20 protein-coding genes are annotated in these 19635 nt (G+C 73.9%); 9 read left to right on the top strand and 11 right to left on the bottom strand.

Translation table 11 applies throughout. From position 1 onward, the window contains the following. Nucleotides 1-50 precede the first annotated feature (50 nt). The 3 genes from M2163_RS20215 to M2163_RS20205 all read left to right on the top strand — a co-directional run bounded on the left by M2163_RS20215 (nucleotide 51) and on the right by M2163_RS20205 (nucleotide 1932). Entirely contained in the window at nucleotides 51-443 is a 393-nt protein-coding gene (locus tag M2163_RS20215; protein WP_280851401.1) for a rodlin, read from the top strand. A 242-nt stretch (nucleotides 444-685) separates the two neighbouring features. Next, nucleotides 686-937, top strand: a complete 252-nt coding sequence (locus M2163_RS20210; RefSeq protein WP_280851402.1) for a chaplin — start codon at nucleotides 686-688, stop codon at nucleotides 935-937. Between the two features lie 128 nt (nucleotides 938-1065). Next, nucleotides 1066-1932, top strand: coding sequence for a chaplin (locus M2163_RS20205; RefSeq protein ID WP_280894632.1), 867 nt, complete (start codon nucleotides 1066-1068; stop codon nucleotides 1930-1932). 58 nt (nucleotides 1933-1990) lie between these two features. Here the strand turns inward: M2163_RS20205 and M2163_RS20200 are convergent, their stop codons facing one another. Both M2163_RS20200 and M2163_RS20195 read right to left on the bottom strand, forming a co-directional pair. After that, nucleotides 1991-3277 (bottom strand): NAD(P)-binding domain-containing protein, encoded by a 1287-nt coding sequence (locus M2163_RS20200; RefSeq protein WP_280854195.1) that lies wholly within the window; start codon nucleotides 3275-3277, stop codon nucleotides 1991-1993. Beyond that, a complete protein-coding gene (locus M2163_RS20195; protein WP_280894631.1) occupies nucleotides 3277-4581 on the bottom strand; it encodes an ATP-grasp domain-containing protein in 1305 nt (434 codons plus the stop codon). The genes M2163_RS20200 and M2163_RS20195 overlap by 1 nt, the downstream gene beginning before the upstream one ends. Nucleotides 4582-4697: 116 nt before the next feature. Between M2163_RS20195 and M2163_RS20190 the strand changes: the two genes are divergently transcribed. Then, entirely contained in the window at nucleotides 4698-6008 is a 1311-nt protein-coding gene (locus tag M2163_RS20190) for a glycosyl hydrolase (RefSeq protein ID WP_280894630.1), read from the top strand. Nucleotides 6009-6030: 22 nt separating this feature from the next. Here the strand turns inward: M2163_RS20190 and M2163_RS20185 are convergent, their stop codons facing one another. From M2163_RS20185 to M2163_RS20145, 9 genes are read right to left on the bottom strand one after another with little or no spacing between them, the layout of a single operon-like run. After that, a complete protein-coding gene (locus tag M2163_RS20185) occupies nucleotides 6031-7128 on the bottom strand; it encodes a GNAT family N-acetyltransferase (protein ID WP_280894629.1) in 1098 nt (365 codons plus the stop codon). Continuing rightward, nucleotides 7125-7781, bottom strand: coding sequence for a lipopolysaccharide biosynthesis protein (locus M2163_RS20180; RefSeq protein ID WP_280894628.1), 657 nt, complete (start codon nucleotides 7779-7781; stop codon nucleotides 7125-7127). Before M2163_RS20180 ends, M2163_RS20185 begins: the two co-directional genes overlap by 4 nt. Beyond that, nucleotides 7778-8923, bottom strand: coding sequence for a glycosyltransferase (locus tag M2163_RS20175; RefSeq protein WP_280894627.1), 1146 nt, complete (start codon nucleotides 8921-8923; stop codon nucleotides 7778-7780). The genes M2163_RS20180 and M2163_RS20175 overlap by 4 nt, the downstream gene beginning before the upstream one ends. 1 nt (nucleotide 8924) lies before the next feature. Then, the gene (locus M2163_RS20170; RefSeq protein WP_280894626.1) at nucleotides 8925-9677 is read right to left on the bottom strand and encodes a polysaccharide deacetylase family protein; all 753 of its coding nucleotides are present in this window, start codon (nucleotides 9675-9677) and stop codon (nucleotides 8925-8927) included. After that, nucleotides 9667-11526, bottom strand: coding sequence for a lipid II flippase MurJ (locus M2163_RS20165; protein ID WP_280894625.1), 1860 nt, complete (start codon nucleotides 11524-11526; stop codon nucleotides 9667-9669). Before M2163_RS20165 ends, M2163_RS20170 begins: the two co-directional genes overlap by 11 nt. Continuing rightward, nucleotides 11523-12887, bottom strand: a complete 1365-nt coding sequence (locus tag M2163_RS20160; protein ID WP_280894624.1) for an O-antigen ligase family protein — start codon at nucleotides 12885-12887, stop codon at nucleotides 11523-11525. The genes M2163_RS20165 and M2163_RS20160 overlap by 4 nt, the downstream gene beginning before the upstream one ends. A 6-nt stretch (nucleotides 12888-12893) precedes the next feature. After that, nucleotides 12894-14318 carry an exopolysaccharide biosynthesis polyprenyl glycosylphosphotransferase gene (locus tag M2163_RS20155; protein WP_280894623.1) on the bottom strand — a complete coding sequence of 475 codons (1425 nt, stop codon included), beginning with the start codon at nucleotides 14316-14318 and terminating at the stop codon, nucleotides 12894-12896. After that, nucleotides 14315-15490, bottom strand: coding sequence for a glycosyltransferase (locus M2163_RS20150; protein ID WP_280894622.1), 1176 nt, complete (start codon nucleotides 15488-15490; stop codon nucleotides 14315-14317). The genes M2163_RS20155 and M2163_RS20150 overlap by 4 nt, the downstream gene beginning before the upstream one ends. A 16-nt stretch (nucleotides 15491-15506) precedes the next feature. Then, nucleotides 15507-16640, bottom strand: coding sequence for a DUF3344 domain-containing protein (locus M2163_RS20145; protein WP_280894621.1), 1134 nt, complete (start codon nucleotides 16638-16640; stop codon nucleotides 15507-15509). Between the two features lie 254 nt (nucleotides 16641-16894). Here M2163_RS20145 and chpG point away from each other — a divergent pair, with 254 nt between their 5' ends. The 5 genes from chpG to M2163_RS20120 all read left to right on the top strand — a co-directional run bounded on the left by chpG (nucleotide 16895) and on the right by M2163_RS20120 (nucleotide 19572). Continuing rightward, nucleotides 16895-17134, top strand: a complete 240-nt coding sequence (gene chpG / locus M2163_RS20140) for a chaplin ChpG (RefSeq protein WP_037721718.1) — start codon at nucleotides 16895-16897, stop codon at nucleotides 17132-17134. 155 nt (nucleotides 17135-17289) lie between these two features. Beyond that, entirely contained in the window at nucleotides 17290-17907 is a 618-nt protein-coding gene (locus tag M2163_RS20135; RefSeq protein WP_280894620.1) for a hypothetical protein, read from the top strand. Nucleotides 17908-17992: 85 nt separating this feature from the next. Then, the gene (locus M2163_RS20130) at nucleotides 17993-18274 is read left to right on the top strand and encodes a hypothetical protein (RefSeq protein ID WP_280851416.1); all 282 of its coding nucleotides are present in this window, start codon (nucleotides 17993-17995) and stop codon (nucleotides 18272-18274) included. Nucleotides 18275-18461: 187 nt separating this feature from the next. Continuing rightward, nucleotides 18462-18962: a DUF5949 family protein gene (locus M2163_RS20125; RefSeq protein WP_280851417.1), complete on the top strand. Its 501-nt coding sequence runs from the start codon at nucleotides 18462-18464 to the stop codon at nucleotides 18960-18962. Nucleotides 18963-18966: 4 nt separating this feature from the next. Beyond that, nucleotides 18967-19572, top strand: a complete 606-nt coding sequence (locus M2163_RS20120; protein ID WP_280851418.1) for a vitamin K epoxide reductase family protein — start codon at nucleotides 18967-18969, stop codon at nucleotides 19570-19572. Nucleotides 19573-19635 lie beyond the last annotated feature (63 nt).

Raw genomic sequence — 19635 nt, 5'->3', positions numbered from 1 at the left:
GGTTGATGTGGCCGTAGGGCATTGTGTCGCTACGAGGAAAGGAACGCGAAGTGCTTAAGAAGGCAATGGCCGCCGCGGCGGCCGCCGCTTCTGTCGTCGGAATGTCGGTGGCGGCAGCTCCGACGGCGCTTGCCATCGGCAACGACAACGGACCGACCGTGCAGAACGGTAACGGCGCCACGTCGTCGTTCGGCAATTCGGCGACCAAGGGTGACATGAGCCCCCAGCTCTCGCTGGTCCAGGGCACGCTCAACAAGCCGTGCCTCGGCCTGAGCGACACCAACGTCGGCGTCCTGCAGATCGTCAACGTCCAGGACGTCCCGATCCTGTCGGACCAGCTCACCCAGCAGTGCAGCGACAACTCCACCCAGTCCAAGCGGGACGGCGCCCTGTCGCACGTTCTCGAGGACCTGTCGGTTCTGTCGGCCGCCACCGAGGACTAAGGCGCATCCGAACGACCGACCGGGCGGCCCGCGGCACTGTCTGCGGGCCGTCCGGGTTTTTTGTGTGGCCTTTTCCCGCGCGGTCGAGGGGGAAATGAGTGACGGCACAGGGCAATCGAGTGAATTGTCGCGCGCCACGCGTTCGGTAGTTTCTCCTTCGGCTATCCCTCGTTCTACAGCCTGCAGGTCATGGCGCGAGCCGCTCCGTCTGTGCTCGCTCGGTCAGACGCCGACAAAGGGGCATGACCGCAGAGAAGGGAAATCTCATGAAGAAGACCGCCGCTGTCGCCGCGGGCGTGATCATGGCCTTCGGCGTGGCCGCCCCGGCCTTCGCGGACGCCGGAGCCCAGGGCGCCGCCATCGGTTCCCCGGGTGTCCTCTCCGGCAACGTGGTCCAGGTGCCGATCCACGTTCCGATCAACGTGTGCGGCAACACCGTCAACGTCATCGGTGCGCTGAACCCCGCGTTCGGCAACCACTGCGTGAACGACTGACCACGTAACGCCTCAGCCGTACCGGCTGTCTTGGCCGGCCCTGGACCGCTCGACTCCGTCCGGGGCCGGCTTTTCCCACTTCTACAAGCAGGAAGACAACGAGATTGCGACAGACCCTGAGTAGGGGAATGGTCGCGGCCGCCGCCGCGACAAGCATTCTGTCCCTGTGCAGCAGCCCTGTTCTCGCCGACACGCGCACGAGCGGGGTCGCCACGGATTCGCCCGGCGTTCTGTCCGGCGACAGCGTGGCGGCGCCCGTCGAGGTGCCGGTCAACGCCTGCGGCGACTCCGTCGACGTGGCCGCCGCGCTCAATCCGGCGTTCGGCAACTCCTGTGCCGTTCAGCCGGGTTCGGGCAAACACCGCGTACCCGGCACGCCGCGCGGTCACGCCGACGCGGGTTACGGAGACGACTCCGGGCATGAGGGGGACGGCGGGTACGGGGACGACTCCGGGCAGGAGGAGGGCGGTGGCTACGGCGACCACACGCCTCCGCCGGGCGGCCACACGCCGCCTCCCGGTGGCCACCACACGCCTCCGCCTGGTGGCGGGGAGCACACGCCGCCTCCTGGCGGGGAGCACACGCCCCCGCCCGGTGGCCACCACACCCCGCCCCCCGGTGGGGAGCACACGCCTCCTCCCGGTGGGGAGCACACCCCGCCTCCTGGCGGCGGGCACACGCCTCCGCCTGGTGGGGAGCACACGCCTCCTCCCGGTGGGGAGCACACCCCGCCTCCTGGCGGCGGGCACACGCCTCCGCCTGGTGGGGAGCACACGCCGCCCCCCGGTGGCGGGCACACGCCTCCTCCCGGTGGTGGTCATACGCCGCCCCCTGGTGGGGAGCACACGCCACCCCCCGGTGGGCACCACACGCCCCCGCCCGAGCTGCCCCACACCGGTGCCGAGGCCATGCTGGCCGCTTCCGGTGCCAGTGCCGCGATGATCGTGGGCGGGGTCGTTCTGTACCGCCGGGGCCGGGCCGCCTCCCGCCGATAGCGCGCCGGGTGCCGGACAGCGAACGTCCGGCACCCGCGCCCCGGTCCAAGGCGGGCCGTCAGCCGCGCGCACCCGCCGGCGCCCCGCTGCGCCCCCGCCTCCCCGGCGCCGGAACCACCGCACCCACGCCCCCGTCCCGCAGCCGACGCCGTACTCCCCGTACCAGCGTCCCCGCCGTGTAGCCCGCCCCCTGCACGAACCGCATCGCCGGGCCGAACTCCGGTGCGGTGATCAGGCCGGCCAGGAAGAGACCGGCGTGCGAGGACTCGAAGGCCGGACTCACCCGCGGTGAACCGGCCGCCGTCGTCGTGAGGGCAGCGCGCAGTTCGGGGGAGAGGAGGGTCAGACGGTCACAGGTGGCCGTGAACCCCGTAGCCGCGATGACGTGGTCGGTCTCCAGGACCGTGACGGCCCCGGCCTCCTCGCCACCGGTCCGGCGGACCACCTCCAGCCGCACCCCGGTCCCGTCACCCACCGACCGTGCCGACGCGACCTCGTGACCGGGCAGGACCTGCACCACCCCCTCGACCCGGTCCCGCACCCACCACGCGCCCGCCGGGCCGAGCGCCGTCGAGGTGACGCGGGTGCGGGTCGATTCCGGGAGGCGGTGGAAGAGACCGGGGCGTTCGGCGTAGAACCAGTTGCGCCAGCCGCAGCCCAGGCCGCTGTGCGGGGCGCGGGCCGACTGCCACCAGGGGCGTTCCCAGGGAGGTGGCACGTCGTTCCAGGACAGGTGGCCGGAACGCACCAGCACCCTGACCCGCGTGCCCTGTTCGGCGAGCAGTGCCGCCGTCTCCAGCGCCGCCTGGCCGCCCCCGACGACCGTCACGTCCCGGCCGCGGAAGCGGGAGAGGTCGTGGTGGTGGCTGCTGTGCGAGACGAGGGACGGGGGCAGGTCGCGCAGGGCCGTCGGGATCTCGACGAAGGGGATCACACCGACCGCCAGGGCGACCGTACGGGCGTGCACGACCTGTCCGTCCTCCGTGACCGCCTCGAAGCCGCCGGGGCAGGGGGACACCCGGGTCACCGTGCGTTCGTCGACCTCGGGGACGCAGTTGCGGGCGAACCACAGGCCGTACTCGGCGAACGTCTCCACCGGGATCGGCTCCCCGTGCCGGGCGCCGACCCGCCGGTCCGCGCAGTACCGGTCCAGCCGCCAACGGCCTTCCGGATCGGAGAGGTTGGAGGCCCATGGCTCCGACTTGAGGAACATGCCCCGGGGCATGTGGTCGCGCCAGGACGCCATGGGCCGGCCGAGGACACGCAGCCCGAGCCCGGCGGCCGCGGCGTGGGAGGCGACGGACAGGCCGTAGGGTCCGGCGCCCACCACCAGCAGGTCGTACATCAGCAACTGCTCGCCTTCTCGTCCCGGACGCCGTCGGACGCGTCGTCGCCGGACAGGTCGTGGGGGAGGTTGTGGAGGGGGTCCTGGAGCAGGGCGCGGGGCGACCCGGTGGAAAGGGCGGTGCCGGAGGCGCGGGCCAGCAGCCGGCACCGCACATGGCGTGCCCACAGGCCCCACATGGCCCGTCCGGGCCCCCGGTCGTCCCGCGCGTTCCAGGCCAGTTCGCGCCCGGCGGGAGGGGCGGGCCGCAGCGCGGTGAGCGGGGCGTAGTTCTCGACCACGAACTCCCGCCCCGGCAGCGGCGCCCCGTCCGGCAGCGGACGGTGGGTCAGGTCGAGGTGCAGTGCGCGTACGACGTCCAGCCCGGCGGTGTCGGTGAAGAGCCGGAACTGCGCCCCGGGACGCGGGTTGAAGTCGAGCAGGTGGTAGCGCCCCGTCGTGCCGCAGCGGCGGAAGTCGAGGTCGAAGATGCCGCGGTAGCCCAGTTCCGTCGCCAACCGCTCGGCGAGCAGCTGCACCTGCGGATTGGGGGCCCAGCGGCCGACCGCCGTCAGCCCGGCCCCGCGCGGCCAGGCCCGTGTCTTGACGCCGGGCCCGCCGCCGCACACGGTCCCGGACCGGTCGGCGTACCCGTGGAAGAACCAGTCCCGTTCGGGGCCCGGAGGCAGGAAGGCCTGAAGCAGCAGGCGGCTGCCGGCCTCCCCGCTCCGCAGGTACAGGTCCCGCGCCTCCTGCGCCGAGCGGACCACGACCGTGCTGCGCAGCCCGGTCCCCGGGGGCACGAGCCAGGGCCGGCTCCACTTGGCGATCACCGGGAGGCCCAGTCCCCGGGCGGCGCTCACGGCGTGGTCCGCGCTCTCCGGGACGACCGTCCGCGGATGGGGCACGCCCGCCGCCGCGCACACCTCGGCCAGCTCCGCCTTGTCGGCCACGCGTTCGGGCAGGGCGCCGGGCTGCTGGGGCAGCAGATACGCGGGGGCCAGTTCCTCGCGCAGCCGGCCCACCGCGATGCCGCTCGCGTCGTCCATCGGGATCAGTACGGCCGGACGCGCGACGCCGGTCGCGATCCGGCGCAGCGCGACAGCGATGTCACCGAGGGAGGCGCCGGGCGGCGGCGGGGGGTGGATCTGGCGTACGAAACGGGATGCCCGTACGGGACTTCCGGCGGAGTCCGCGACGAGATGGACCTGGACCCCGGCCCTGCCGAGTGAGCGCACGGCCCCCAGCGTTCCGTGGTGAAAGGGGTTCCGGTCGATCCGCAACAGGATGGCGGGGACACGGGTGTCGAGCAGCGACACGGGCATTTCCTTCGGGTGGTTTCACTCGGGCGGGCGATCGGTGCACTCGAAAGCCGTAACCACGGTGGCGTTGGTCATATGGACGTGACTGAGTGTCAGTTATCGGAGAGAAAGGAGCAGGCATGTCCTCACAGCAGCGAGGGGCCCGTTCCCGACGACTGGCGGTCACCCTGGCGGCGGTCGCCGCGTCGGTCGTCCTGGCGTCGGGTCCCGGTTTCGCCGCGGGGACGGCGCGGGTCGCCGATCCGCCCGCTCCGACGCCCACGGTCGCCCCGCCGGTCCCGGCGCCGACGGTCACCCCGCCGATGCCGACGATCCCGCCGGTCCCGGACCCGCCGGCGCAGCACGTTCCCGCCTTCGGCGCCTACCTCGACTACGGCCCCCGCGGTGTGGCCCGGATCGCCGAGCTCAGTCACTGGCTGGGCGGTGCCGAGCTGCGCGTCGGGCACACCTATCTGCCCGGCGACCGCTGGAGCAACATCGAGGGCCGGTACGGCTTCCTCGACGTGTGGGCGGACTGGCGCACCCGGCAGGCCGACCGGCTGCTGGTCCTCAACGTGCCCATGATGGAGCGCAACGAGGAGAACGTCTCCGACTCCGAGGTGCGGTCGCTGCTGCGCCGGGCCGCCGCCGGGGAGTACGACCGCCACTTCCGCGCACTCGCCGAGCGGCTCGTCGAGCTGAAGGTGCCGGACACCGTGCTGGTCCTCGGCTGGGAGATGAACGGCACCACGTACACCCACCGCTGCGGGCCCGACCCGGAGGCGTGGAAGACGTACTGGAAGAGGGTCGTCACCACGATGCGTGCGGTGCCGGGCCAGAAGTTCCGCTTCGACTTCGCTCCGAGCCGTGGCCGGGACGCCGTTCCCTGGACGCAGTGCTACCCCGGGGACGACACGGTCGACATCATCGGGATGGACTCGTACGACCAGCCGAGCGGACTGTCGTTCGAGCAGCAGGTGAAGGAGCCGTACGGCCTCCAGGCCCAGGTCGACTTCGCGAAGGCCCACGGGAAGCCCATCTCCTATCCGGAATGGGGTCTCTTCCGCAACGGTGACAACTCCGCGTACATGCGGGGCATGCTCGCGTGGATGGACACGCACAAGCCGCTGTACAACACGCTGACGGACTACTGTCCGCACGGTGTCTGGCAGTGCGCCGACAACCCCAGGTCCGCGCAGGTCTACCGGGCCGCGCTCTTCGGCCGCACCGACAACCCGACCCCGACCCCGACTCCGACTCCGACCAAGCCCGGCGGACAGACCACCCCGACGCCACCCACGCCACCCACGCCACCCACGACGCCATCCACTCCGACCGCACCGGTCACGCCCCCGGCCAACTGCTCGCCGCTGCAACTGGGCGACTGGGTCGAGTACTGGCTCGGCGGGAAGCTGTGCCTGCGCTTCGACTGGTGGTCGCGCAGCCGGTGAACCCCAGGCGGCGGCGGGTCGGTCACGGCCCGTCGCCACCGCGCTCCCTCCACCGTCGCACCAGCTCCTTGCCCCGCCGCCGGGCGGCCACGTCGCACAGCGTCGCCGACAGCAGCGGGGCGGTGCGCCGCCGGGCCAGCAACAGCCGCTGGTTGACCACCGGTTCGGGGCGCCAGTGATGCTTGTAGGGCTCGTTGCCGCGCAGCAAACTCAGCGTGCCGCGCCCGCCGGCGCGGGTGTGCTCGGCGCACGCGTCGAGCAGCATCACCGCCACGTCCGCCTTGCTCTCCCGCAGCCGCGGATGGGCGCCGTACAGATAGCCGCCCGCCAGCCCTCGCGACAGCAGGGTGAGGTCCACGGCCACCACGTCCTCGCCGAGGCGGAACTCGGTGACCACCGCGTCCCCGGAGCGCACCATCGGCTCGACCGAGCGCACCAGGTGGTCGCAGAACCGGCTCCGCAGATGCTCCGACGTCACCTTCCGCCCCTGCCACTGGAGCCGGTGCAGCTCCAGCAGCCGCCGCAGCGCCGTGTCGACCTCCTCCGGCCGCACCGCCTGGCGCTCGACGCCGAGCGCGGTCAGCTTGCGCAGCTTGGCCCGCACCCGCTGGGCCTTCGCCGAGGGCAGCCGGGCGACCAGGTCGTCCATCGGTACGGCGGGCAGCTCCAGGCACAGCGAGTCGCTCACCCGGCGCCGCGGGCCGCGCCAGCGGTCGTAGATCCGCTCGGCCGCGCCTCCCGGCCGTACCTCACGGAAGTCGATCAGCGCGGTGCGGGCCGCCGAGGCGAGCCCCTCGGTGAGGGCGCTCACCGCCTCCTCGCCGCGCTCGTCGTCCAGCAGCACGTCCCCGTAGTCGGAGATCGCCCCGCCGAGCGGCACGAGCGTCGGCACCGGACGCCGTACCCGCATCAGGGGCGCGGCGGCGACGAGTTCGCGGCCGTCGCGGACCAGCAGCAGACGCAGCCGTCCGCGCGTTCCGTAGGACAGCCACCACGAGTGCAGCCAGGCGTGGCTCTGGAACGGGGTCGCCGCCGCGCACCTCGCGTACAACCGGCGCCATTCCGGGCCCAGTTCGGCGAACGCGGTGTCGTCGGTGACGAGTTCAACGGAGTACTTCACAGCTGCCCGTGGACGTCGGCGGCGGTGGCCGGGCCCGGCACCGACGGCGGCCGTACGGGGTCGCCCGTGTCCCGTCGGGGCCGGACCAGCAGCACAAGACCGCCGAGCAGACCGCCCGCGCTCGCCCCCACCAGACCCGTCACCGCCGGTGACGCCGAGGACGGCCCGTCGGGACGGGTGGCGCGGGCGAACTGCCGCAGCTCCACGTGGGTGTCGGCCTGGGAGTCGTTCGCGTGCCGGGTCAGCGCGCGCGAGACGGCGTTGGCCATGTCGGCGGCGAGGTCCGGGCGCGAGGAGGTCGCCGTGATCGCGACCATCGGCGCGTCCGGCGAGGTCGCCGTCTGCACGCTCGACCGCAGCGTCCGCACCGGCACGCCCGCCCACACCTGCGCGTCCCCGAGCACCGCGAGCTGGGGGGCGACCCTGCCGTAGGCCTGCGCGAAGCCCAGCGCGGTCGCGGAGTCGGACCGCTCGTCCGGCACGGCTACGACATAGCTGGTGGCCGTGTACGTCGGCGTCTTGACCAGGCCGTACGTGCCGCCGAGCAGACCGCCGGTGAGGACACCGGCAGCGAGCAGGGACCAGGCCGGCAACGACCTCGCGCGAGTGAGGGCGCGGGACGGGCTGCGGGGGCCGGTGGGGTTCTCGGTCATGAGGAACGGGCTCCGTGAGGTGACGGGGACGAGGAGTGGGCCGCCGCGTAGACGTCCATGAGCAGCGCGGCGCTGCGGGCGATGCTGTAGTGGTGGGCCGCGTCGGACGCGGTGCGCGGGAGGGGGCCCTCGGCGCGGGCCGCCGCCAGTGCCCGGGCGAACGCGTCGGGGCCGCCCGTCACCCGGCGCGCGGCCGGCGCGGAGTGCGGGGGCAGGTCCTCGACCGCGGGGCAGGCGGCGTAGCGCACGGGCAGCCCGGCGGCGAGCGCCTCCACGACGGCCAGCCCGAACGCCTCCTCGGCGCACGGCGAGGCGAGCAGATCCATCGCGGAGGTGAGCGAGGGGAGGTCGGGGCCGGGGGAGCCGTCGGGGACGCCGGGGCGTTCGCCGGTGAACAGGACGCGGTCCGCCACCCCCGCCTCGTGCGCGGTGCGCCGCAGGACGTGCTCCTCGGGCCCGCCGCCCACCAGCACCAGCCAGTAATTCTCCGGGAGCCGGGCGAGGGCGTGGATGAGCACGTCGAACCGCTTGGCCGCCGTGAGCCGGCCGATGCCGCCGACGACGTACGCGGTCTCCGGCAGCCCGAGCCGCTGCCGGGTGCGCAGCCGCCGCGCCGGGTCGAAGCGGAAGCGGGCCAGGTCGATGCCGTTGGGGACGACCTCGATCCGCGGGGCGGGCACCCCCCAGCGCCTGAGCCGGTCGGCGACCGTGGGGGAGACGGCGACGGTGGACCGGCCGAGCCGCTCGCTGGCCAGGTACAGCGCCCGCACGCCCGGGGTGAGCCTCCGCCCCTCCATCTGCGAGTCGCCCAGGGAGTGTTCGGTGGCCACGACCGCCCGGACGCCCGCGAGACGCGCGGCGAGCCGGCCGTAGACGCAGGCACGGTAGAGATGGGTGTGCACGAGGTCGTAGCCGCCCCGGCGGATGAGCCGCACCAGCCGGGGCAGGGCGGCCAGGTCGCGGTTGCCGGCCATGCCGAGGTGCGTGACCCGCACCCCGTCCGCGGCGAGCCCGTCGGCGACCGGGCCCGGGTTGGTGAGGGTGACGACCTCGCAGTCGGCGGGCAAGTGGCGCAGCAGGAGCCGCAGTTGCTGCTCGGCGCCGCCCACGCCGAGTCCGGTGATGATGTGCAGGGCCCTCATGTCACGCACCCTCCACGGGGCGCCGCCGCAGCCGGTGCAGCCGGTACTTCAGGAACAGGCGTACGGAGTCGTCGTGCTGCCCGATGTGGAGCCGGGGCAGGGCGAACGGGCCGGTGAGCGGGCCGGGGTCGATGGCGCAGGCGTAGCGGTACCCGGCGCTCCTGACGGCCTCGACGGCTCGCTGGTCGAGCGTGCCGTAGGGGTAGCAGAAGCCGTCCACCGGTGCGTCGAGCAGGTCCTCCAGCGCGGTCCGGCTCTCGACGGCCTCGGCCTTCAGCCGGAGGTCGTCCACCGTCGTCAAATCGACGTGCGTGAGCCCGTGCGAGCCGATCTCGATCCCCGCCCGGGCGGCCCGCCGGATGCCGTCGGCCGTGAGCAGCGGCTTGCGCGGGCCCAGCGGGTCCCAGGCGTTGTCGCCGCCGAGCCGGCCGGGCAGCACGAAGAGGGTGGCGCCGAAGTCCAGCCGGCGCAGCACGGGCAGGGCGTGGTCGACGAAGTCGGCGTAGCCGTCGTCGAAAGTCAGCCCCGCCAGCCTGCGGCCCTCGCCGCGCGCGCGTGCGGCCAGCAGTTCGGCCATGGACACGCCCCGCACCCCGCGCAGGGCGAGCCATCTCAGCTGCCGCTCCAGCCGGTCGGGAGTGACGGTGATGCGGTACGGGTCGTCCGGGCAGTCCGTCACCGAGTGGTACATCGCCACCCAGGGAACGGAACCGCGGCGGGGCGTCGTGCGGGAGCCTGCGGAGTCAACGGCCATGCGGGAGCCTTCGGGTGATGGTACGGGCGGCGGCCCGTACGGAACGGAGGGCGGGTGCGAAGCCCTGGGCGCCCAGGGCCAGGCCGAGCAGGACGAACACGGCGGCCACGGTCGCCGACCCCGCCAGGAGCCCCGGCAGCGGTGCCCCGGCCCGGTTCGCGACGAGCCAGCCCGCCGGCGTCGCGACCGCGGCCGCGCACACCGGCCGGATCAGCTCCGCGAGGACCTTCCGGGTGCGCACGGGAACACCGCGCGGGACGCCCCGGTACGCGGTCCCCATCCCGGCGAGCAGCAGCGACGCCGTCACGGTGATCCCGGCGGCGTTGGCGGCGGCGATCCCGGACACGCCCCAGGGACCCACCGCCCAGGCGCCGGACCACGAGGTGACGACGATGCCCGCGGCCATCGCGCAGACCGGGTACCAGGTGGGGCGGCCCGCGGAGAAGTACGAGCGGATCAGCGCGCCGACCAGGGTCTGGCCGAGCAGCCCGAGGGCGTACACGCGCATCACGCCCGCCGTGGCCGCCGTGTCCCGGGCGGTGAACGCGCCGCGCTGGAAGAGGACTTCGATGATCTGCGGGGCGCACGCGATCACCGTGGCCGCGCCGAGCAGCACCGTGCAGGCGGCCAGCGCCAGGTCCCGCTCCACGCGGGCGCGGGCCCGCTCGGTGTCGCCGTCGGCCAGGGCCCGCGCGACCACCGGGAAGGTGACCGTGCACAGCATCAGCGACAGGGTCATCGGGATCTGGGCCACCTTCTGCGCGTAGTTCAGGTGCGAGATGGCCCCGGCGGGGAGGGGTGAGGCGAGGAATCGCTCGACGAGGACCTGGGACTGCCGGCACAGCGCGAACAGCAGCACGGTGGCGACGAGCGCCAGGGTCACCGCCCGGTCCGGGGTCTCGACGGGCTCCTCTCCACGCACCGGTGATCGACGCAGCTGCCGCCACATCGCCGGGAGTTGGACCGCCACCATCAAGGCACCGCCCGCCGCGACACCCACGGCGGCCGAACGCACCCCCCAGTCGCCGCCCAGCACGAACATCGCCGCGATGATGCCGGTGTTGTACGCCACGTAGATCGCGCCCGGCATCAGGAACCGCCGGTGCGCCCGCAGCACCGCGCTGCAGTACCCGGCGAGCCCGAAGCTCAGCACACAGGTCGCGGTGAGCCGGGTGCAGTCCACGGCCAGGGCGGGGTCGGGCAGGCCCGGTGCCAGGGCCTGGACCAGGTAGGGGGCGGTGGCGACGATCAGTGCGGATGCGGCGACGAAGACCAGGACCAGACGGGGCAGGGTGGCGCCGACCAGGGAGCGGACCGGGTCACCGGGGGCGCCCTGGGCACGCCGGGCCAGGGCCAGGCTGAACGCCGGGATCAGCACGAAGGCCAGCCCGTCCTCGATGAGCAGCGTGGACGCGAACTCCGGCACGGTCCACGCCACCAGGAAGGCGTCCGTCCCGCTGCCGGCCCCGAACAACCGGGCCAGCGACTGGTCCCGCACCAGCCCGAGCAGCGCCCCGGCGACGGACAGGGCGGCGGTGACGGCGGTGGCCTTGGCGAGGAAACGGCGGGAGACGGGGGGCAGTTCGGGGGCACGGCGGACCGGCTCGGCGGCGCTGCGTGCCGGGGGGACGATCAACGGTCCACCGCTTCCGGGGCCTGCGTCGGTTCGGGCCCCGGGCCCCGGGCCCACGTCGGTCCCGGTACCGGACCCCGGGATCATGCCGGACCCGGATCCGGAGCTCACGCCGGACCCGGCCCGCGGGCCCACGCCGGTCCCGGACCCGAACCCCGGGCCCACTCCGGACCCGGACCCCGTCGATCCCGAGGGATGCGGAGGTGTCACCGTCATCGGGTCCCGGCCCCCTCGGCCGCGCCGGACCCGTCCCGCGCCGGCACGGCAGCGCTCTCGGCCCGTGCCCGCACGGCACCGCTTCCGACCAGCGCCCACCAGGCCACCACCCCGAAGCACACCGCGGTCAGCACCGTCGAGGGGCCGCCGATGTCCGCGTAGGCGAAGTCCGTCAGCTGCCACACCAGCAGTCCGCAGCCGACGAGCGCGCAGTCGAGCCCCCGCCCGGACCCGCGCGCCCGCACCAGCCCCCGCAGCCCGCACACCAGCAGCGCCAGCCAGCCGCCCGCGAGGGCGAGCAGGCCGATCAGACCCTGTTCGGCGAGCACGAGGAGGTACATGTTGTGGGGGGACAGCAGCGGCTGCCGCCGGAAGGCCGCCCCCGCGCCCTCCGTGTCGCTGCCGGCCGACAGGGCCAGCGAGGCGTGCGCGTCCCGCTGCTCGGGGAAACCCTTCAACCCCACGCCCGTCAGCGGCTGTTCGCGCCACATGCCGACGGCCGCCGCCCACATGGTGTACCGGTCGGTGACGGACTGGTCGGGTGCGTCGGTGACCTGTGTGATGCTGCTGATCCGCTCCTGCAGCTGGGCCGAACCGACCCCGAAGCCGCCCACCAGGACCACACCGACGGCGGCCACCACGGCCCCCACCGCAAGCGCCCGCCGCAGCCCGGCCAGCACCAGCTGCACCGAGCAGGTCACGGCCGTGGCGATCCACGCACCCCGGCTGAAGGACAGCGCGAGCGGCAGGAGCAGCGCGAGCACGCACCCGGCGGCGACGGCCCGCTGCCGTACGGACGCCTGTCCCAGGGCCAGTCCGAGCGCGCACACCAGACCGAAGGAGACGACGGTCGCCATCCCCATCACGTCCGCCGCCCCGAAGGTGCCGACGGCCCGGATGTCCTCCCCCTGGTAGGAAGCGCCGGTCCCGGTCGCGTACTGGTGCACGCCGAGCGCGCCCTGCCACCCGGCGAGGGCCACCAGCGACCAGGCCAGCAGCCGGAAGTCGCGCCGGTCCCGGACCAGCATCAGCACGGCCGCCGGGACCAGTACGAAGACCTGGAGGTAGCGGCCCATGCCGGTGAGTCCGGCGGCCGGCGAGGAGGCGCCCACCGCGGCCACGGCCAGCCCCGCCACCGGCAGGCCGAGGACGACGGCCGCCGTCCGCGACAGGGGGCGCCGCCGTTCGCGCAGCAGCCGGACCACGCAGTACAGCACCACGAGGCCGGAGACCGCGTCGGCCGGACCCGCACCGCTCTCGGCGGTCGGCGACACCGGCAGTGCCAGCAGGGCGACCACGGCCACCACCGGCAGTACGGGAGTCAGCTCCCGCACCCGTGGCAGGCTCAGCGCGAGACTCATGCGCGCTCAGCTCCCCGTCGGACGCACGAGCGTGGCCGCGGTGCGCAGCAGGATGCAGATGTCCTGCCACAGCGACCAGTTGTCGATGTACGCGTTGTCGAAGCGGCAACGGTCCTCGATCGAGGTGTCACCGCGCAGACCGTGGATCTGGGCGAGCCCGGTGATGCCGGTCCGCATCCGGTGGCGGGCCGCGTAACCGGGGTAGGTCTGGCTGAACTTCGTGACGAAGTAGGGGCGTTCGGGCCGCGGACCGACCAGGCTCATGTCGCCCCGCAGGACGTTCCACAGCTGGAGCAGCTCGTCCATCGAGGTGCGTCGCAGGAAGCGGCACAGCCACGGCATCCGGTGCTCGTTCGCCACGCTCCAGCGCGTCGCCGCCTCGTGCGCGTCGACCGGCCGGTGGGTGCGGAACTTCAGCAGCGTGAACGGCTTGCCCTCCTTGCCGATCCGCTCCTGCCGGAACACCACGCCCGGACCGCCGGTCAGCCGCAACGCCACCGCGCACACCAGCAGCAGCGGGCTGACCAGCAACAGCAGCGTCCCGGACACGACCACGTCCAGCGCCCGCTTCCCGGCGCTGCCCCGCCGCCGCGACCCCATCACCAGGCGCCGGCAGGAGAACCCGGCGAGCTGCTCCCGCATCTCGTACGACGGCGACTCCGCGTCGATCTCCCACACCGCGCAGCCCGACTCGGCGAGCGCCCGCAGCAGCGGCCCCTGCCGGGACCGTACGGACGGGTGGACGGTCAGGACGTCCCGTACACCGTTCTGGATGAGCGCCCGCTCGACCTCCTCGCCGGTGGTCAGCACGGGCAGCCCCTCGCCGCCCTCGGGCTGTTCGGTCACGATCCCCACCGGCCGCACCCCGCAGCCCGGATGGCGCAGTACGGCGGCGGCCACGCGCTGCGCGGTCGCCGCCGGACCGACGACGAGCGCGGCGTGCGGCCGGGAGAGCCGGGCGAGGCGCTGCCCCCGGCGTACGGTGCCGCGTCCCGCGCAGGCCGTCACCGACTGGAGCAGGAAGCCGACGAGGAGGACGGTCGGCGACAGTGCCCGGTCCGCGTCGTAGGAGGCCACCGCGGCGGCGAGGACCAGCCAGGCGACCGCGATCCTGGCGCAGACGGCGGGCAGTTCGTCGAGGACGCCGGCCACCTGGCGGGGCGGCAGCGGGCGCAGCAGCACCGAGGCGGCCACCAGCACCGCCACGAGCAGCGGCCGCCACCGGTCACCGGAGAACGCGCACGCTCCCACCAGGGCGGCGACGAGGTCCGCGGTGAGCAGCGGGACCGGGGAGGCGGGGCGGGCCGGGGGCCGCCGGGCGGGGAACCTGAATCCCGAGCCGGAGCCGCGCGGCGGCATGATCGAGACGGAGGGGAATCCCAGGTCCCTGGTCTGTCCGCCGGGGGAGGGGACGGTGCTTTCCGCGGTCACGAGTGGATGGGCTCCCTGTACTCGGTGGGCGCGACGCGCGCGGCGGGCCCGGCGTCGAGCAGGCCGCGGTACAGGCCCGCCACCGCCTCGGACGTGTGCCGCACGTCGTGCGTGGACAGGACGTGACGGCGCCCCTGGTGGCCGAGCGACGCGCGCAGCGACGGGTCGGGCAGCAGTGCGGCGACGGCGTCGGCCAGCGCCGCCGGGTTCTCCGGGGGCACCAGGCAGCGCGGCGCGAGCGCGGGCGGCAGGCTCTCCCGGGCGCCGTCCACGTCCGTCACCACCACGGGCCGCCCGCAGGCCATCGCCTCCAGCGGGGCGAGCGCCATGCCCTCCCAGCGCGACGGCAGGACGACCAGATCGGCGGCCCGGTACCAGGGCACGGCATCGGCGACAGCCCCCGTGAACAGCACGGACTCCGGGGCTCGTGCACGCAGGCGGCCCTCCTCGGGCCCGTTCCCGACCAGCACGAGGCGCGCCCGCGGAACCCGTCGCAGCACCGCGTCCCAGGACCGCAGCAGGACGTCCTGCCCCTTCTGCCGGCACAGCCGCCCCACGCACACCACGAGCGGCGCCGCCGGATCGATCCCGGGCAGGAGTTCCGCCCGTGCGGTGTCCGCGGCGGCGGGACGGAAGCGTTCGGTGTCGATCCCGTTGGGGATCACGCTCCACCGCCCCGCGATCCCGGCCCGCAGCCCCGTCCGCCGCTCCGCCTCGCTGACGCACACCGTCCGCGCGGACCAGCGCGCCGCCCGCCGCTCCCAGCCGAGCGCGAGGGCGGCGGTGACGCCGCCGACCGCCTCGAACGACCAGGCGTGCGGCTGGAACACGGTCGGGATCCGCCCCCGTACGGCGATCCGTCCGGCCAGTCCGGCCTTCGCGCTGTGCGCGTGCACCAGATCGGGCCGCACCTCCTCGATCACCCGGGCGAGGCGCCGTACCTCCCCGAGGAGTGCCGGACCCGGCGAACGCGTCGCCCGCCACCGCCGTACGTCCGCGCCGAGGGCCCGCAGGTCCGCGGCGAGGAGGCTGTCCGGGCAGGCCACCGTGACGTGCAGACCGGCGGCGACCTGGGCCCGCGCCAGGTCCGTCACCACCCGGGCGACCCCGCCGTCCACGGGTTGCGTGACGTGCAGGACCCGCGGCCTTGGGTCGGTTGCTGACTGGTGCATTGCGCGGTTTCCTCGCTCACGGATGTGCTCGGGACGGGCCGGAACGCGCCTGCTGCCGGGCGTCGGCGACGACGAAGAGCGCGCCGGCCCATGCCGCGTCCCGCTGGGAAACGAGCCGGAAGGCCAGGTGGTCACCGCCGCGCCGCAGAGCGTTCCCGAGTTCGAACACGTCCGAGTCGTAACCGAGGGTGTGCGCGTAGGAGGGCACACGCTCCGGCGCGGGCGCCCCCGCCTCGGAGATCGTCGAGTTCAGCACGTCGTCGCGGGGGCCGCCGGGACCGGCGAGCACGGTGTGCGGACCGCGGCCGGTCGACACGGTGAGCGAATCACCCGTGCGGCCGCGGTCGCCGTCGTACGCGACGAGTCCAACCCGGCCGGTGCCGTGCCCCGCCAGACGCAGCCCGCCCAGCCGGATCTCCTGGGCGGTACGGGAGTGCAGGGCGTCGAAGCCGTCCAGGACGGCGAGGTGCCGCAGCGGCAGGTCCGGGTTCTCGTACGCCACCACCAGCGTCCAGCCGCCCCACGCCCCGGCCGTGGACCTGCCCATCGCCGCGTTGACCTGGGCCACCGTGTACAGGCCCGAACCGCTGTCCCGGACCAGACCCGTGACGTCCGCCGAGGCCTGGAAGGCGTCCGCGCCGTGCGCCACCCGGTGGCCCACCACGGTGTCCGCGAGAAACGCCTTGTACCGGCCACCGGGCTCGGCGATCAGCACCCGCCCGTTGTCCTTCGGCGGCTTCTGCTCGCCCACCCGCAGATTGCCGCCCCAGTACAGGCGCGCGTACGTCACCCGCGAGCCCTCCGGCAGCCGGACCTCGGCGCGGGAGGAGTTGTAGGTGTTGGGGTCGCGGTCGACGTCGACGTAGAACATGTCGAAGTCGCCGTTGGCGCCCTTGCCGCCCGCGCGTACGGCCGGGCAGGTCGGCGTGGCCTGCGGGCCGGTGGCACGGCAGCTGACGGAGGTGTTGGCCGCGCGGACGATGCCGCCGTGCTGCGTCGCGCGGTAGCGCTCGGTGAAGGGGAGCCGCCGCGCCTCCGCGGCCTCGGGGGCGGGCGTCACCGCCTGCGCGCGGACCGGCGTGCACAGGGCCGCCAGCAGGATCACCCCCGCCATCGCGGGGCGCAGCAGTGGACCCGGGGATCTGTGCATGACCGGCGTCGCCCTTTCGGGAAGGTACGGCGCCCCATGCGTGCGACGTGCCGTCCGTGGGGGCGCCGGGAGGTCCGCAACTCTAGCCGCGATCCGGACTATTACTGTCAAATCGGTCTACCGTGTCGGCGTCGCGCAGCCGCGGTCCCGGCAGATCACCCCTTTGGCCGCACAACCCGGGCGGGCGCCACGCGTTGACACAACGCCGGGCATCCGCCCGGGTGTTTGTGTCAACCCCCAAGGAGCAACTCTCCATGTCGCGTATCGCGAAGGGCCTGGCCCTGACCTCCGTTGCCGCCGCGGCCGTCGCCGGTGGTGCGGGCATCGCCGCTGCCGACAGTGGCGCGCAGGCCGCCGCCGCCCACTCCCCGGGCGTGCTGTCGGGCAACGTCGTCCAGGTTCCGGTTCACGTCCCGGTCAACGTCTGCGGCAACACCGTCGACATCATCGCCCTGCTGAACCCGGCGTTCGGCAACCAGTGCGAGAACGACTGACGTTCACACGCCACCCCGTAGGCCGGCCGCCCTCCCGTGTTCCCACGCGGGAGAGCGGCCGGTCTGCGTTGCCCCGAACGGGGGGTACGAGTTGCGGGGCGCAGGGGGTGAATTCACGGTGGGCACAGATCCGGAGCTCATCGAAGGGAACCCCCATGCGTGGTCTGCCCGCACGGCGTATCGCGTCCACCGCACTGTGCGCCGCCCTCCTGGTCGGCCTGGCCGGTCCGGCCGCCGTCGCAGCCGACCCGGCCCGGGAGCGGGCCCACGCCGCGTCCCGTGCGCCCCTCCCCGACGCGGACGCACTCCTCGCCCAGGTCAAGAGCCTCGGCGACCTCGGCGGCGTGCTCACCCCGGCCACCGACCTCCTGAACGCCGTGCTCAAGGCCGACAACGGCCAACTCCCCGCCGCCGACGCCGCCGAGCTCGGCACCGCCGTGAAGGACGCCATCGCCAAGGTCACCGGAGCGGCGGCGGCCACCCCGGCGACCACGCTCCCCGCGCTCCCCGCGCTCACAAGGACCGGTGGCGCTCCCGCCGACGTCATCGGGGACGCCCTGGCCGCGCTCCAGAAGGCGATCGACGAGCTGATCAAGGCGGTGACCTCGGGGGAGGCCGCTCAGGTGACCCCGGCGGTCACCACCACCGTGACGAGCCTCGTCAACACCGTCGCCGCCACCCTCCTCGGCGGAAAGCTGCCCGCACCGAGCCTGCCGAGCCCACCGAGCCCGCCGGCCCTGCCGACGGGCGGGATCTCATATGAGGACTCATAGGAAGGGTTTCCGCTCAGGCCGCAACTCGTTGGGCACGGCGTCAGAATTCCCTCTGGCGACATGAGTTGCCGAAGAAAGGAACACGATGAAGTCCCTGAAGGCCGCTGCTGTCGTTGCCGGTTCCCTGGTCCTCGCCGGTGCCGCAGCGCCCGCGTTCGCCTACAACAGCGCCGACCTCACGCCCACCAGCCTCAACGGCGCCGTGAACGCGCTCACCAGGGGTCCCATCGACGTGATGCCGCTGCAGCACCAGTCGGACGCGCTCGACACCGAGAACAAGGGCTCCATGCTCAACACCGTGAAGGGCGCGACGCAGGACCTGAACAACGACGGCGGAATTGCCGGCGTTCTTCCCATCGGCGGCTGAACCCGCTTCTCCCGGCACCGGGGACATCCGGGAAAGGGCCGATTCCTCGGTGGCCGTCCAGGGCCGGGGGATCGGCCCTTCGCGCTGTTCGAGCCCGTCCCTCGTTCGTGTGGAGGCACGGCGGCCCCTCGCCCGCTCGGGTGAGAACGCGCCCGGCGGCCGTGCCGAGCGTCGGTATGGTCCCCCGGTGACCTCAACCTCAAGCGAAACCCGGCCCTTCAGCTCCGCCGACCTGGGCACCGTCGTCGTACTGCCCTGGAGCGGGGAGAACGCCGACGGCATCGACATCCCCCACCTCCTGGTCTGTTCCCTCGGGAACGCCGAGGGCGGGCCGGAGACGACCTCCGCGGCGGTCGAGCGGCTGCTGACGGACAACGGCCTGCCGGTCGGCCGGGAACTGGTCGACGGCATCGCCCGCCCCAGCCTCCCGGTCGGTCTGCTCGTCGTCGCGGGCCAGGCCGTCCTCACCATGCCGAAGCTCAACGTCCAGTGCACCGTGCCGCCGGAGTGGCTGGAGGCCGTCGAGGCCCGCGGCTTCGCCTACCTGATCTTCACCACCCGTGCCTGGACCGAGGCCGAGCCGGGCGAGTCCGTCGATCCTGAGGCGCTCGCCGCGTTCGTCAACGCCGACGAGACCCTGGACGCCGCCGCGCACATCGTGCTGCCGGCCCGCAGCCTGCGCGCCTGACGCCGTGACCGGCCCGGGGCGGCCCCCGCCGGAACCGACGGGCGCCGGGCGGGCCTTCGCCCTCCTGCTGGTGGTCACGGGGGCGGCCGGGCTGCTGGCCTCCTGGGTCATCACGCTCGACAAGTTCAAGCTGCTGGAGGACCCGGACTTCACCCCCGGCTGCAGTCTCAACCCGGTGGTGTCCTGCGGCAGCGTCATGAAGAGCGACCAGGCCTCGGCCTTCGGATTCCCCAACCCGATGCTGGGCCTGGTGTCCTACGGCATCGTGATCTGCGTCGGCATGAGCCTGCTCGCCGGTGCCCGCTTCCCCCGCTGGTACTGGCTGCTCCTCGGCGCCGGCTGCCTGTTCGGCGTCGGGTTCGTGTCGTGGCTGCAGTTCGAGTCGCTGTACCGGATCAACGCCCTGTGCCTGTGGTGCTGTCTGGTGTGGGTCGCCACCATCCTGCTGTTCTGGTACGTCCTCGCGCACGCCGTACGCCACCGGTTCCTGCCCGCGCCCGCCCCGGTGAGGGCGTTCCTCGACGAGTTCGCCTGGGTGCCCCCGGTCGCGCACACCGGGATCGTCGGGATGCTGGTCCTGACCCGCTGGTGGGACTTCTGGACCGGCTGACCGGCCGCTGTCGGTTCGTCGTACTACTGCGGCACCCGGGGGATTCTTGCGCTGGTGGCCGCC

This window comes from Streptomyces sp. SAI-135, from assembly GCF_029893805.1.
Classification (GTDB): domain Bacteria; phylum Actinomycetota; class Actinomycetes; order Streptomycetales; family Streptomycetaceae; genus Streptomyces.
The sequence above is the reverse complement of the archived record's forward strand: the minus strand, read 5'-3'. Positions and strand labels throughout refer to the sequence as shown.